This window comes from Mesorhizobium sp. B3-1-9, from assembly GCF_006439595.1.
Taxonomy (GTDB): Bacteria; Pseudomonadota; Alphaproteobacteria; order Rhizobiales; family Rhizobiaceae; genus Mesorhizobium.
In genome coordinates this window covers 21,940-34,502 of record NZ_VFTJ01000033.1, presented here as the reverse complement: position 1 = coordinate 34,502, position 12,563 = coordinate 21,940, and the positions used below count along the sequence as shown (strand labels likewise).

Below are 12,563 nucleotides of genomic sequence, written 5' to 3'. Positions count from 1 at the left end.
CCACTGAGGTCGCAAAGGCCCTGGGCAAACTTTTACGGTCAATCTCCATCTCTATCCTCTCCTGCATCTTTGGCCAAACGTAAGATTATACGACTCAATGGCTGCTCCCGAGATTCCTTCTCACAGCGTGATGCAATAGACTCTTTCGCCATCCAACGGCACAAACGTGGGCGCTTTGATCGAGAGTTTCGGTTTTTTGCCCCCTTCGGACTTGAGCTTGCCGCCAGCTTTGAGTCGCTGAAGAACTAGTTGGCAGTCCGGGCCCAATGCCCGCTTCAAGTTCTTTGTGGGGACATAGTAAGTCGCGATTTTCCGGACCGTCTTGCGGTAGGCAAATGGCGGCCCCCACAAAAGAAGACCGCCGCCTTCGCTCAAGTCTTTTATCCCGTCCGTGTTCTTGTCGAGCACTGAGCGAGTGCGCTTCAACGCCCAATTGATGTCCTTCGGTTCGGGCGTGACCGTCGTTGAGCTGGCCAGATCGAAGATAGTTTGTACGGCCTTGGCAACGGGCTGCTCGAATGCAGGAAGCGTTCCCCATTTGCGGGCGAGCCGACCTGCAGCATAGGTCAGAGCAAAGGTGTTGACGACTCGGGCCGGTGCCTTCTTGGATGGAATCCAGGACCGAAATTCGTCGATGAACAGCCTGATTTGTTCACGAAGGGCGTCCGCTCCGTGTTCCTTGACGTGTTTCGCCACGCCCGCGACAAACTTGCGCCCCGCTGTGGCATATTCTTGATCGCAGAACTCTCTCAGATCGTTCATGGCCTCCTGCGGTTCAGAATACCCCTCGGGACATACCGTCATGATCGGGCCCTCAAACTTGATGGTGCATGTACGGCTGCCCGCTGCGGCAACGCTATCAGCTGCACCTTGCATCGCGTCCCTCGAAGCCTCGTTTGCTGTTGAGAGTAGGGCTAGCCTGACCCCCTTGTCCGGACTCTCCCCCGGCCTGCGTCGGCCCGAAGACGATGACTGTTTGAACGCCAGTTTGCCGGACGCCTTGAGCGCCATGTCCATAGCATTCTGCTCATCAAGGAAAAGCAACGAGTCGCGGCGTGGGCTTCGAAGTTCGTCGAACGACATTTCGCTGAAGTTCCAAGTATCGCCACCTCCTACTTCGCTGTTCGGGTCTCCCGCGTAGACACTCGCCGCCAGGATCGCGAACGTGGTTTTGCCGCACTCGGCTGGCCCCACCAGCTCGACAGAAGGGTTGACGATGTAAGCTGGGGCGAAACGCAGCAGCGGGCCAACAAAAGCGTAGCTCAGCAAGAAGGTCGCCAGTGGTTCGCCACCAACTATCTTCTCGACACCGGCCTTCCATGCCGTGATTTCCCCAACCGGCGTAAACCGGCCGTCAAGTTCAAAGGTGATCAGGATTTCGCTGTCGAGCCCATCTTCTCGCACAAGCGTGCCGTCGCCGAACACATAAATGGCGTCATTCACCCAGCCCGGCCTGCTGGCGACGAGGGCTTCGCGAATGCTCGTATACTCATCCAACGCGGCCAACAGAGCATCTTGGGGCTTGCGCGAGTGAAAGCCGAATCCGCGCTTCACCAGAGCGCCGAACACCTTCTTCGGGTTATTGAGCACATCGTCGGCCGAGAACCACAACGCGACCCTGTCCGTCCCGTAGCGATAGTGAATCTGGCCCTCTTGATCCTGCACCTTGTCGAGAACGCGCGGATCATTTGCTAACTGTTCAGTTCTGACTTTTTCCCCGTCTGCTGGCATCTCTCTTTTCGGATTTCCCACCTTCCCACCTTTCCCACCTAAGTTGTGCGCTCGCCGAAATTGGCGTTCGGTATCACTCGTCACCAGTTGCAGTTATGAAGGGTTCACCTCCAACATGCCCCTTGAAGGCATCAACCATGCTCCCGACGTCGTATTCCGAGGAATTCGCGAACCAGCTCGCGCAAATCGGCGCTCATGAACTGCCGCATCAAACGGGGCTGAAAGCCGATCAGGATCATGAGTTCGGCCATGCCGCGGTTCGCGTACCATGCAAGCCATTCAGCGCGCTTGGATGCTTGCATCCTGTTGCGCTGCCGATTTTGCTTACCGCGCCTATCCTCGTAACCGACCCGTTCCTCGGCCTCGAACTTGGTGAAGTACAAGCCAGAGCCCCCGGCGTGGTAAACCGTGTCAATTTGAGAGTCGTAGCGAGGGCTACCGGGGACCACCGCCGATAGCTCCTCACGCGTCGGCCCGGTGATGATCATGTGGACGTGCGGCTCGTAGAGCCGTGCACCGTCCTCTTCGATCAACGACACTTCCACAACCCCGAAGACCTTGGATGCGATGCCGCGCCGTCGCAGCTCCCGATGGATCATTTTGACCATCCTCAGGGCGGCCGTCGGCCGGAAATGGTGAAGTGATCCCACCGGCAGCCGGTGGCGTATCTTAGCCAGCGCGACGGTGTGCACGTTCTCGCCGTCGGCGAACAACGGTGCGATCTTCGCCAGCATCGTCAATCGGGCGCGGAAGCGCTCGTAGACGCAGGCGGCACTTTTCGCCGGTCCCCGGCTGAGGCTGTCGAAGCCGTCATGGATAGCAGACTTGTAGGTGCGAACGTCGAGACCAGCGGCCCCGACGTCATGGACGGCCTTGGCCTGCCTTCTCGCCAACCCGCTAATGGAAAACCTGACGAAAGATGCCTTGCCCTTGTGACGACGCCCGGTCTCTTCTGCCGCAGCCTTGGCCTCCTTCACAATGGCCTTGAGCCGATCGCGGATATCAAATTCGTGGTCGTAGATGAACTTGGAGAGCTTCATTTGCCCAATGCCCAGTCAGATTGTTCGGTGGAACAGCGCAGGTAAGGTAAGATCCTGAACCCAGACTGCAGGCACCTTTCGGAACCGGCAGTCTGAAGTTTCCGTGTAAGGGCGTCTTCGACCTTGCAGGCAGTCGCAGCCCTCAATCGGGCTTTACGCAGGAGCTACAAGCCTCTCAATCCGCCCTCTACTTCGAGGTCAGAAGGGAATCTCGTCATCGATGCTCGCGAGTTCGACCGGCTCCGTCTCAATTAGCTTGAAGCGTTTCCAGCCGTCACCAAGCTCACCGATGCACTCAATTGTGAGATGTCGCTTGTCGCCCCGACCCATGGAGATCAGCTTCGTGAATTGCTTCTCTGTGACCTCGATGGAAAACTCTTCGATCACCGGCGACGTCGTCGCTGAAGTCTCCATATCGGAAGGTTCACCTTCGTCGGGCTCGCCGCTCTCGCCGCTATCCAACTCATCGGAAATGGTAGACCCCTTGCCAACCAGCGCAGCCAGCGTTTTGTGGTCTTTGGTCGCATAGGCGGACCGCATCTTCTGCTTGGTTTCGCGGTCTTTTCCGAGGTACGGAAGCGTTTCGACGGCTTCCTTGTAGAGGCTTTCGATGCCGCCAGCCTTTTCAATTCTGGACCTTAGAACCTCTGGGTCATTCGTTCGCAGGCGCACGAAGTCCAGAACACGGGCTATCTTGTAGGCTCGGTCGCGGCTTTTTCTGAACCCAAAAACAAACTGGGCGACAATCGTGTTCCTATAGTCGGACGACTTCTTCGGGTTAATTTTTCGCTTTACCAGCTTAGACTCGTTGATATGCTTGACGAAATTCTTCCATTTTAAATCATCGCGACGAAATTCGTCCATTGCAACAAAGCAAGCTTGACAGAGCTCGATGTCTACTTCCTTGGTGGTCTTCTGGAATGAAATCCAGGCCTCCTTACACAGAATCAGCGCGCCGATAGGATCGCTTTTCACAAAATCGGCCGTTGGAATCTTGTGATCAGACGTTGAGTGCTGAGAACCGTCCGTTGAACTTCGCGTTACGCGAGGATTCTGATCCTCTGCTGCATGGTTGGAGATTATCCTCATTTTGCGCCTCCGCGATCAGATATGCTCGAATGCATACCGACATGGGCGAAGGCTCGCAGACCGGCGACACGACAGGCAGGTCGGCAATAGATAGCGCGACTGCCAATGAACGTGGTCCAATTGAGAGACGTTGGATACGACTGAGTTCTGAGATTTTTCATAAAGTGGCTCTCGCTATGAGAGCAGCGAAGGCAACTGGCCAAAAGCCACTGACCAACGCCACTCCCGGGTTTCGGTCGTGGGTTTGATCAGATGGCCCGCGATTGCGGTGGGGCCGTTCCCCCTTGGGACTGCGGCGGGCCGTTATCGGAGGCCGCAGCTCGTTATCTGATTGGCAGGCTTTTGGACTTCTTCTTTGTAGCAGGATTTAGTGAGTGTCCTGTGTATCTTGCAAGAGATAAGCAAAAATATTTTTCCGCCCTGCACGTTCGTGGCTGCGGTTTCGAGAGAGGTTTGAGATGCGAGTTAGACTACCTGAGCCTGTCGCAGCTATTTACCGAGCCGTTGAGCTGTTGGAAGCCCGCTATCCCGGTCGCAAATTCACTCCTGATGGGCATCTGGTAGGGTCCATAGGAGAGGTCGTGGCCGCAGAAGCGCTCGGCCTCACTTTATATCCGGGTTCGCATCCGGGACATGACGCATTCGATTTGAACGGTGATGTCCAGATCAAAATGACAGGAGGCAAATCGGTAGCCCTGTATGGAACCTGTACTCGCCTTGTAGTCCTACGCGTGATCTCGCCAGAGTTTGCTGAGATTGTCTATGACGGCCCTGGAGAACCAGCTTGGCAATCGGCCGGAAAGATCCAAAAGAATGGGCAGCGGACGGTCCGACTTAGCAAGCTTCAGGCAATCGCCAAGCACCGGACTGGCACTCCGGAAACCACCGAGACGATTGCCATTCAAGTGGAAGATGGGCTGCGAATAGTAGCCGCCAGCGAATAGCGGGGCAGCTTTGCAATCGCGGCCGCCATTGTCTTGAGAGTGACCTCGCCGTAGGTTTCGGCCACCGTCCTAGGTGCCTGCCCCTGAATTGCGTCAAGGATTCGTGGTGGAACTCCAACTTCCATTCCGATTGTTTTGAAGCGATGTCTCCAGCCGTGGTTAGGAGCTACCCTCGGGTCGGGAACGAAGCTACGACCGAACTCGGCTAGGCGGTTCTTTAGACCTCGCCGCGCGCCTCGACTGTCTTCGGCTGGATCGACATTCAAGAACAAGTGGCCATCGCCAGATTCCTGCACAAAGGCAGGAAACCCGAGGTCGATGATTTGTTGATGGAGAGGCACATTCCGGGCTTCATTCGTCTTGACCGTTCCAGCCTCGGGAGTGATGTGGATTATCCAAATGCCGTCACGTTGGAACACGTCCTGTTTTCGCAACTGGGCAAGCTCGCCAACTCGGGCTCCGGTAAAGGCGCAAAGCCATGGAATCCACCGCTTGGCTTGGAAAGTCTTCCAATTTTCGTGACCTTGCTCATGAGCTGAGGCCCCAGAAAGTATGGCCTTGGCTTCTTCGTCTGAAAGGTCCTTCGACCTAAGCCGGGCCGTCCTTCCCACCTTCAGGGTCACGCCTGCCGCCGGATTATGGGTGACAAGCCCGTTTGCAACTCCCCAATCAAAGACAACCTTCAAGGCGGACAGATTGCTGTCCTTGACTGTCTTCGCCGAAACCATTTTGCCGGTCTTAGGCGAGGGGGTGCTCAGCCGATGATTTTTGAATCCAATAACGTCCTTGGCCGTGACTTTCATTGCGTGATCGTGGCCAAGGAAATCGACAAAGTAGGCAAACGCATTTCGATAGCTGTCATAGGTGCTCGGCTTCCGGCCAGCGGCCTTGTTCTCTTTCCACCACCCTTCGACCAACTCCATTAGCGTGGCTGAATCAGATTTCGCCGTTGCATTCGTCGCGTCCGCTAGTCGAGATTCTGCCGAACGATGAGCTCGATCGGCTGGCCGCGGTTCTGATTCATAGTCCCCGCGTTCAAGCTTTTGCAGCGTCAAGCTGGCTCGTTGGAAAGCAGCGCCGACCGCCCGCGCGGTTCTCGTGATGCTCCATGGATCGGTGGGAAAATCATTCTCGAGAAGTATGTCTTTGGCCCTGCTAATGCATCCGGCCCTCATCGACCTCCAAAAGATATTCTCGATCGGCATCGCTCCTGGGATCGGGTCAGAGATCCCTTCCACTCCCGGAACTGGATCGGTCGAAGGCAAGGGATAATCGGTCCACATGCCGTCATAAAAGTCGGGGTGCCAGTGCAACTGTTCGCTCGGACTGTCATAGAATTTTGCAAGCCATTCATCGTGAACCGTCTGGGCTAGGGAGTGCGCCTCGCGGTCGGTGATGGGACGTGTCGGGGACGGGCTTCCCTCGGTGGATTGCTTTCTCAGTTGGTAGTCAGCGGAACCGAGCCGAATTCGCGAGCAATCAGCTTCGAATTCCGCGAGCACCTCTGCATATTTTCGCTTGGCTTCTTCAGGGTCTTTCGTCCCGAGCGTCTTGTTGACTTCCTTTCGGCCCGTGAGCGCGGTTATGTCCGCCGGTAGGCGCTTTCGAAACCAGTACACCCCGGTCTTACGATGTTTGACAGGACGGCTCATAGCAAGGACCATGTGTAGCACCCGTGTGTAGCAGTCGGGCAGGCCTAAGCATATAATTTTGCTAGTTTTTCAGCTGCGTCAACACCTTAAGAAGGTGATGGTGCCCAGAGGCGGATTCGAACCACCGACACGCGGATTTTCAGTCCGCTGCTCTACCAACTGAGCTATCTGGGCCTGTGCCGGCTAACGGAATGCGCCTGCCGGGTTTCGCGAAGGCGCCGGCGGCGCCCTTTGAAAGCGCGTGGGTTATAGCACGGGAATCCTGCCTGTCCAGCGCCTAGGTGTTGATTTCGTCAGGAAAGAAAAATCGCCGGGAAACGGCCTGTCGCCGGCTGCGCTCACGGCTCGTCCTTGGGCGTCGGGCCCGGCTTCGGGCTGTCCTCTTCTTCCTCTTCGCCGTCGCGGACGGGGATGACATAGGCGCCCTTCAGCCAGCGATTGAGGTCGATGTCCTTGCAGCGCGCCGAGCAGAACGGGTAGTGTTCGCGCGCCGAGGGTTTGCCGCATTCGGGGCAGGGCCGCTTCGGCCTCAGCGGCGTGACCTTGTCGTCCAGACTCATGAGCGCGAAGCGTGCCAGTTCTGGTGCGCCTTGAAGCCTTCGCCCGCAAGCAGCGCCACGCTCTCGTAGAGCGGCAGGCCGACCACATTGGTGTAGGAGCCGACCAGCTTGACGACGAACGAGCCGGCCAGGCCCTGCACGGCATAGCCGCCGGCCTTGCCGCGCCATTCGCCCGAGGCGACATAGGCGTCGATCTCCTCGCGCGGCAGCCGCTTGAAGCGCACCCTTGTCTCCACCAGCCGCTGGCGCAGCTTGCCGCCGGGCGTGATCAGGCAGATGCCGGAATAGACCCGGTGCGAGCGGCCGGAAAGCAGGCCGAGGCAGTTGATGGCGTCGTCGATCGTCTCGGCCTTGGGCAGGATGCGCCGCCCGACCGCCACCACCGTGTCGGCGGCGAGGATGAAGGCGGGTGCATAGTCCTCCTCGCTCTTCAGCGAGGCCAGCGCCTTCTCGGCCTTGTCCTTGCAAAGGCGCTTGGCCAGCGAGCGCGGATGCTCGGCGCGCAGCGGCGTCTCGTCGACATCGGCGGGCAGCACCCGGTCCGGCTCGATGCCGGCCTGCTGCAGCAATTCGATGCGGCGCGGCGAACCCGAGGCAAGCACGAGCTTCTGCAGGATGCTCATGTGAGCATGATGCCGAAAAGTGTGAAGCGGTTTTCGGGCGACATCATGCTCCACTCTTTGATTTGGAGCCGGATGATTTCAGGTCGAACAGACCTGAAATCATCCGGCTCTAGCTTCGCGCGGACTGTTACTTGAAACGGTAGGTGATGCGGCCCTTGGTCAGGTCGTAAGGCGTCATCTCGACCAGGACCTTGTCGCCGGTCAGCACGCGGATGCGGTTCTTGCGCATGCGGCCGGCCGTGTGGGCGATGATTTCGTGTTCGTTTTCGAGCTTCACGCGGAACATCGCATTGGGCAGCAGTTCGGTGACCACACCTGGAAACTCGAGGACTTCTTCCTTCGGCATTCGATACCTTTGCTTGGATGGGCGTTCCGGCGCCTAGAGCACGATGCCGAAAAGTGTGAAGCGGTTTTCGGACGACATCATGCTCTACTCTTGATCTGGAGTCGGGTGATTTCAGGTCGAACAGACCTGAAATCACCCGACTCCAACCGGAATTTGCGCGGAACCTATATGATAATCATCCGCTTGTGAACAAGCTTAATCCGGGGCGCTTTCAGCCCCCGGTGCCGCAAAACGTCGACTTATGCGGGTTTTCAGCCGCTCGCGCACGTCGCGATAGGCGGCCATGATGTGCTCGCGCGTGCCGCCGGTGTCGGTCGGGTCGGGCATCGGCCAGTATTCGACCTCGACGGCGAGCGATCGGGTGAGCTCGAGGGCCGCATGATGCGCTTCCGGCGCCAGCGTGACGATCAGGTCGAAATAGTCGTCTTCGAGCTCCTCCAGCGTCCTGGGCTGGCGCTCGCCGAGCGACAGGCCATCTTCGGCAAGCACCGCGTCGACGAACGGATCGCGCTCGCCGGCGCGCACGCCGGCGGAAGCGACGAAGATGGTGGCCGGAAGCATGCGGCGCGCCAACTGTTCCGCGATCGGCGAGCGCACGGCGTTCATGCCGCACAGGAACAGGATCGAGTGAGACAGGGCGGCCACTAAAGCATGGTCCCAAAAAGTGGGAACCGGTTTTTGGAAAAGATCATGCTCCAACCAGAGAGCATGATCCCGAACCGGAGGTCAGCGCACGCAAAAAGTGGGAACCGGTTTTTGGAGAAGATCATGCTCCAACAAAAGAGCATGATCCCGAAAAGTGGGAACCGGTTTTCGGAAAAGATCATGCTCCGACAAAGAGCTGGATCAGGACGGTGTTTCAACGAAACGTCATCCTGATCTAGCCTCGCCAGTGCAGCACGCAGACCAGCGTGAACAGCCGGCGCGCCGTGTCGAAGTCGATCTCGATCTTGCCGGCGAGCCGGTCCATCAGCGTCTGCGAGCCCTCATTGTGCAGGCCACGCCGGCCCATGTCGATCGCCTCGATATGGCTCGGCGTCGAGGAGCGGATGGCCTCGTAATAGCTTTCGCAGATCAGGTAGTAGTCCTTGACGATGCGCCTCAGCGGCGTCAGCGACAGGATGTGGGTGACCACCTCGGCGCCGTTTTCACGGCTGACGGCGAAGACCAGACGTGACTCGGCCAGCGAAAGCTTCAGCCTGTATGGACCGGCGCCGTCATCATTGATCGGCCGAAACCTGTTCTCCTCGATGAGGTCGAAGATCGCCACGGCCCGCTCGTGCTCGACGTCGGGCGTCGAACGTCCGATCGATTCGTCGAGCTCGACGTCGATCAGCCTGTCGCGGATTTGGTCGTGGCCGGACATCGCTACATGTTCAACCTGATCGCGACGGAGCGGGCATGGGCATCGAGGCCTTCCGCCTTGGCAAGCGCGATCGCGGCGGGCGCCAGCGCCTTGAGCTGATCCGGCCCGAGCTTCAGGATCGAGGTGCGCTTGACGAAATCGAGCACGGACAGACCTGACGAGAAACGCGCCGAGCGTGCCGTCGGCAAAACGTGGTTGGAGCCGCCGACATAGTCGCCGATGACCTCCGGCGTATGGCGGCCGATGAACACGGCGCCCGCGTTGCGCATCCTGGAAAAGAAGCCCTCGGCATCGTCGAAAGCGAGCTCGACATGCTCGGCCGCGATCCTGTCGACCAGCGGCAGCGAGGCCTCCAGCGTCGGCACCAGGATCACCGCGCCGAAGTCGCGCCAGCTCGCGGCCGCTGTCTCGGCGCGCGGCAGCACCTTGAGCTGGCGTTCGACCGCCTGCTCCACCGCCTTGCCGAATTCGGCGTTGTCGGTGATCAGGATCGACTGCGCCGATATGTCGTGCTCGGCCTGCGCCAGAAGGTCGGCCGCGATCCAGTCCGGATCGTTGTCGGCGTCGGCCACCACCAACACTTCCGACGGCCCGGCGATCATGTCGATGCCGACGGTGCCGAACACTTGGCGCTTGGCTGCCGCGACATAGGCATTGCCCGGACCGACGATCTTGGCGACCGGCCTGATCGTTTCGGTGCCGTAGGCAAGGGCCGCAACGGCCTGCGCGCCGCCGACGCGGTAGATCTCGGAAACGCCGGCAAGGTCGGCGGCCACCAGCACCAGCGGATTGATGACGCCGCCCGAGGCCGGCACGACGATGACGATGCGCTCGACACCGGCGACCTTGGCCGGCACCGCGTTCATCAGCACCGAGCTCGGATAGCTCGCCGTGCCGCCCGGCACGTAAAGGCCGACAGCTTCGATAGCCGTCCAGCGCGAGCCGAGCTCAACGCCGGCGGCATCCGTATAGCGGTCGTCCTTGGGCTTCTGCCGCTCGTGATGCGAACGGATACGCTCACGCGCGAATTTGAGCGCCTCGACGGTCGCCGGATCGGCCGCCTCATAGGCCTTGGCGATGTCGTCCTTCGAGACGGCGATGCCGAGCGCGTTGAGATCGGCTTTGTCGAACTTGAGCGTGTAGTCGATCAACGCCTTGTCGCCTTCGGCGCGCACGCGCTCGATGATGCCGCGCACCACGGCCTCGACGTCGGCAGACACCTCGCGCTTGGTGGTGAGGAAGGCCGAAAAGCGTTGCTCGAAATCGGCGTCCTGGTGTCGGAGCGTAATCGCCATTGCGCTTTTAGCCTCTGTGCACGGGTCGCGAGGTGGCTTCCCAGGAGCCGCCGACATCGGCAAGCCGTGCCTCGACGCATTCGACGTCGAGCATGATGGTGCCGCCGCCCGAAAACACCAGTTCGACGATGCCGGCCGGCTTGCTGATGGCGATGAAGCTGATCGCCAGCAGCGACAGCACCTCGGCCGGCTTGTCGCGCGCAATGCCGCTGGTCTTGGCGCCGAGTACGCGATCGAAATGCAGAACGCTCTGGCGCCGTTCATTGTGCTGGCGGAACAGGCCGGATTTCGCTTCCCAGACGAAGCGGTTCATGGTCAGCACGAAGCGCTTGGCCGCCGGCAGATATTCAAGATCGGAGACCTTTATCACGGCGTCCTGGACATGCGCCGAGACGATGCTCAGATCCTGTTCGTCGAGCGCGATGAGCTTGAGAGCTGCCATGCCGAATGCGCACCTGAAGGTTGATAATTCAGCCCTCTGTTATGCGGTCTTTCCCGCCGGTGCAACTCGCCCGAGGCAGATGCGGGTAAGCGTCAGCCCGAAATCCGCTCGATCACCGCGCCGCACCCGGAAAGCTTCTCTTCCAGCCGCTCGAAGCCGCGGTCGAGGTGGTAGACGCGATTGACCGTGGTCTCGCCCTCGGCGGCAAGGCCGGCGATCACCAGCGACACCGAGGCGCGCAGGTCGGTCGCCATCACGGGCGCGCCCTTGAGCTTGGCGACGCCGTCGACAATCGCCGTCTGGCCGGAAAGCGTGATGTGGGCACCCAACCGGGCGAGCTCCTGCACATGCATGAATCGGTTCTCGAAGATCGTCTCGGTGATGCGCGACTTGCCCTTGGCCATCGTCATCAGGCCCATGAACTGCGCCTGCAGGTCGGTCGGGAAGGCGGGGAAGGGGGCGGTCGTGACGTCGACCGGCGCAATGCCGGCACCGTTGCGCTTGACGCGGATTCCCTCATTGGTCGGCGTGATCTCCGCGCCGGTCTCGACAAGAACGTCGAGCGCGGTCTGCAACAGATCGGGTCGGGCGCCGTGGAGCATCACGTCGCCGCCGGTCATGGCGACGGCCATGGCGTAGGTGCCGGTCTCGATGCGGTCGGGGATGACGCGCACGCGGGCGCCCGACAGCGCTTCGACGCCGTGGATGGTGATGGTCGAGGTGCCGGCGCCGTGGATCTTGGCGCCCATGGCGATCAGGCATTCGGCGAGATTGACGATTTCCGGCTCGCAGGCGGCGTTCTCCAGCACTGTCTCGCCCTTGGCGAGCGAGGCCGCCATCATCAGCACGTGGGTGGCGCCGACCGAGACCTTGGGAAACACGTAGCGATTGCCGATCAGGCGGCCGTTCTTGGTCTTGGCCATGACATAGCCATTGTCGACGTCGAGCTCCGCGCCGAGAACCTGCAGGCCCTCGAGGAACAGGTCGACCGGGCGCGTGCCGATGGCGCAGCCGCCGGGCAGCGACACCTTGGCCTCGCCCATGCGGGCAAGCAACGGTCCGATCACCCAGAAGGAAGCGCGCATCTTCGAAACAAGCTCATAAGGCGCGGTGGTGTCGACGATGTTGCGGGCCGAAAAATTGATCGTGCGCGAATAGCCTTCCTGCTGCTTTTCGCGCCGGCCGTTGACCGAGTAGTCGACGCCGTGATTGCCGAGGATGCGGATCAACTGCTCGACATCGGCCAGATGCGGCACGTTTTCGAGCGTCAGCGTATCGTCGGTGAGCAGCGAGGCGATCATCAGCGGCAATGCCGCATTCTTGGCGCCCGAGATCGGAATGGTACCGGCAAGCTCCTTGCCGCCGACAATTCTGATGCGATCCATGAGAAAATGTCCCCTCGGCCAGAACAGGCCGGTTTCAATCGGTTGATGCGCCCGGCTTAGACCATTGGCCGGCTTGGTTCAAGAAATAGG

13 protein-coding genes and 1 tRNA gene are annotated in these 12,563 nt (G+C 59.8%); 1 reads left to right on the top strand and 13 read right to left on the bottom strand.

The window, feature by feature from the left end:
- Window positions 1-120 precede the first annotated feature (120 nt).
- The 3 genes from FJW07_RS30625 to FJW07_RS30615 all read right to left on the bottom strand — a co-directional run bounded on the left by FJW07_RS30625 (window position 121) and on the right by FJW07_RS30615 (window position 3,860).
- The gene (locus FJW07_RS30625) at window positions 121-1,731 is read right to left on the bottom strand and encodes a DUF927 domain-containing protein (protein ID WP_140860346.1); all 1,611 of its coding nucleotides are present in this window, start codon (window positions 1,729-1,731) and stop codon (window positions 121-123) included.
- Window positions 1,732-1,862: 131 nt separating this feature from the next.
- Window positions 1,863-2,771, bottom strand: a complete 909-nt coding sequence (locus FJW07_RS30620; RefSeq protein WP_140860337.1) for a hypothetical protein — start codon at window positions 2,769-2,771, stop codon at window positions 1,863-1,865.
- Window positions 2,772-2,969: 198 nt separating this feature from the next.
- Complete coding sequence (locus FJW07_RS30615; protein WP_140860329.1) at window positions 2,970-3,860, bottom strand: hypothetical protein; 891 nt, start codon at window positions 3,858-3,860, stop codon at window positions 2,970-2,972.
- Window positions 3,861-4,441: 581 nt separating this feature from the next.
- Between FJW07_RS30615 and FJW07_RS30610 the strand changes: the two genes are divergently transcribed.
- Window positions 4,442-4,804 (top strand): hypothetical protein, encoded by a 363-nt coding sequence (locus FJW07_RS30610; RefSeq protein ID WP_246680918.1) that lies wholly within the window; start codon window positions 4,442-4,444, stop codon window positions 4,802-4,804.
- Here FJW07_RS30610 and FJW07_RS30605 read toward each other — a convergent pair.
- The 10 genes from FJW07_RS30605 to murA all read right to left on the bottom strand — a co-directional run bounded on the left by FJW07_RS30605 (window position 4,762) and on the right by murA (window position 12,473).
- A complete protein-coding gene (locus tag FJW07_RS30605) occupies window positions 4,762-6,468 on the bottom strand; it encodes a DUF6538 domain-containing protein (protein ID WP_140782043.1) in 1,707 nt (568 codons plus the stop codon). The two genes, FJW07_RS30610 and FJW07_RS30605, sit on opposite strands and share 43 nt — an antisense overlap.
- Before the next feature lie 86 nt (window positions 6,469-6,554).
- Window positions 6,555-6,630, bottom strand: a tRNA-Phe gene (locus FJW07_RS30600).
- A gap of 164 nt (window positions 6,631-6,794) precedes the next feature.
- Window positions 6,795-7,016 (bottom strand): DNA gyrase inhibitor YacG, encoded by a 222-nt coding sequence (yacG, locus tag FJW07_RS30595; RefSeq protein ID WP_140706063.1) that lies wholly within the window; start codon window positions 7,014-7,016, stop codon window positions 6,795-6,797.
- Window positions 7,013-7,639: a Maf-like protein gene (locus tag FJW07_RS30590; RefSeq protein WP_140648028.1), complete on the bottom strand. Its 627-nt coding sequence runs from the start codon at window positions 7,637-7,639 to the stop codon at window positions 7,013-7,015. Before FJW07_RS30590 ends, yacG begins: the two co-directional genes overlap by 4 nt.
- A gap of 127 nt (window positions 7,640-7,766) precedes the next feature.
- Entirely contained in the window at window positions 7,767-7,985 is a 219-nt protein-coding gene (gene infA / locus FJW07_RS30585; protein WP_006200926.1) for a translation initiation factor IF-1, read from the bottom strand.
- A gap of 195 nt (window positions 7,986-8,180) precedes the next feature.
- Window positions 8,181-8,630 (bottom strand): low molecular weight phosphatase family protein, encoded by a 450-nt coding sequence (locus FJW07_RS30580; protein WP_140860321.1) that lies wholly within the window; start codon window positions 8,628-8,630, stop codon window positions 8,181-8,183.
- Between the two features lie 235 nt (window positions 8,631-8,865).
- Complete coding sequence (locus tag FJW07_RS30575) at window positions 8,866-9,351, bottom strand: UPF0262 family protein (protein WP_140648026.1); 486 nt, start codon at window positions 9,349-9,351, stop codon at window positions 8,866-8,868.
- Between the two features lie 2 nt (window positions 9,352-9,353).
- Window positions 9,354-10,646, bottom strand: coding sequence for a histidinol dehydrogenase (gene hisD, locus FJW07_RS30570; protein WP_140860313.1), 1,293 nt, complete (start codon window positions 10,644-10,646; stop codon window positions 9,354-9,356).
- A 7-nt stretch (window positions 10,647-10,653) separates the two neighbouring features.
- Window positions 10,654-11,088 (bottom strand): DUF2948 family protein, encoded by a 435-nt coding sequence (locus FJW07_RS30565; RefSeq protein ID WP_140648024.1) that lies wholly within the window; start codon window positions 11,086-11,088, stop codon window positions 10,654-10,656.
- 92 nt (window positions 11,089-11,180) lie between these two features.
- Window positions 11,181-12,473, bottom strand: coding sequence for a UDP-N-acetylglucosamine 1-carboxyvinyltransferase (gene murA / locus FJW07_RS30560; protein ID WP_140648023.1), 1,293 nt, complete (start codon window positions 12,471-12,473; stop codon window positions 11,181-11,183).
- Window positions 12,474-12,563: the final 90 nt, after the last annotated feature.

Coding starts and splice junctions, on each gene's coding strand:
- FJW07_RS30625 (WP_140860346.1), bottom strand. CDS start 1,731: ATGCCAGCAGACGGGGAAAAAGTCAGAACTGAACAGTTAGCAAATGAT.
- FJW07_RS30620 (WP_140860337.1), bottom strand. CDS start 2,771: ATGAAGCTCTCCAAGTTCATCTACGACCACGAATTTGATATCCGCGAT.
- FJW07_RS30615 (WP_140860329.1), bottom strand. CDS start 3,860: ATGAGGATAATCTCCAACCATGCAGCAGAGGATCAGAATCCTCGCGTA.
- FJW07_RS30605 (WP_140782043.1), bottom strand. CDS start 6,468: ATGGTCCTTGCTATGAGCCGTCCTGTCAAACATCGTAAGACCGGGGTG.
- yacG (WP_140706063.1), bottom strand. CDS start 7,016: ATGAGTCTGGACGACAAGGTCACGCCGCTGAGGCCGAAGCGGCCCTGC.
- FJW07_RS30590 (WP_140648028.1), bottom strand. CDS start 7,639: ATGAGCATCCTGCAGAAGCTCGTGCTTGCCTCGGGTTCGCCGCGCCGC.
- infA (WP_006200926.1), bottom strand. CDS start 7,985: ATGCCGAAGGAAGAAGTCCTCGAGTTTCCAGGTGTGGTCACCGAACTG.
- FJW07_RS30575 (WP_140648026.1), bottom strand. CDS start 9,351: ATGTCCGGCCACGACCAAATCCGCGACAGGCTGATCGACGTCGAGCTC.
- hisD (WP_140860313.1), bottom strand. CDS start 10,646: ATGGCGATTACGCTCCGACACCAGGACGCCGATTTCGAGCAACGCTTT.
- FJW07_RS30565 (WP_140648024.1), bottom strand. CDS start 11,088: ATGGCAGCTCTCAAGCTCATCGCGCTCGACGAACAGGATCTGAGCATC.
- murA (WP_140648023.1), bottom strand. CDS start 12,473: ATGGATCGCATCAGAATTGTCGGCGGCAAGGAGCTTGCCGGTACCATT.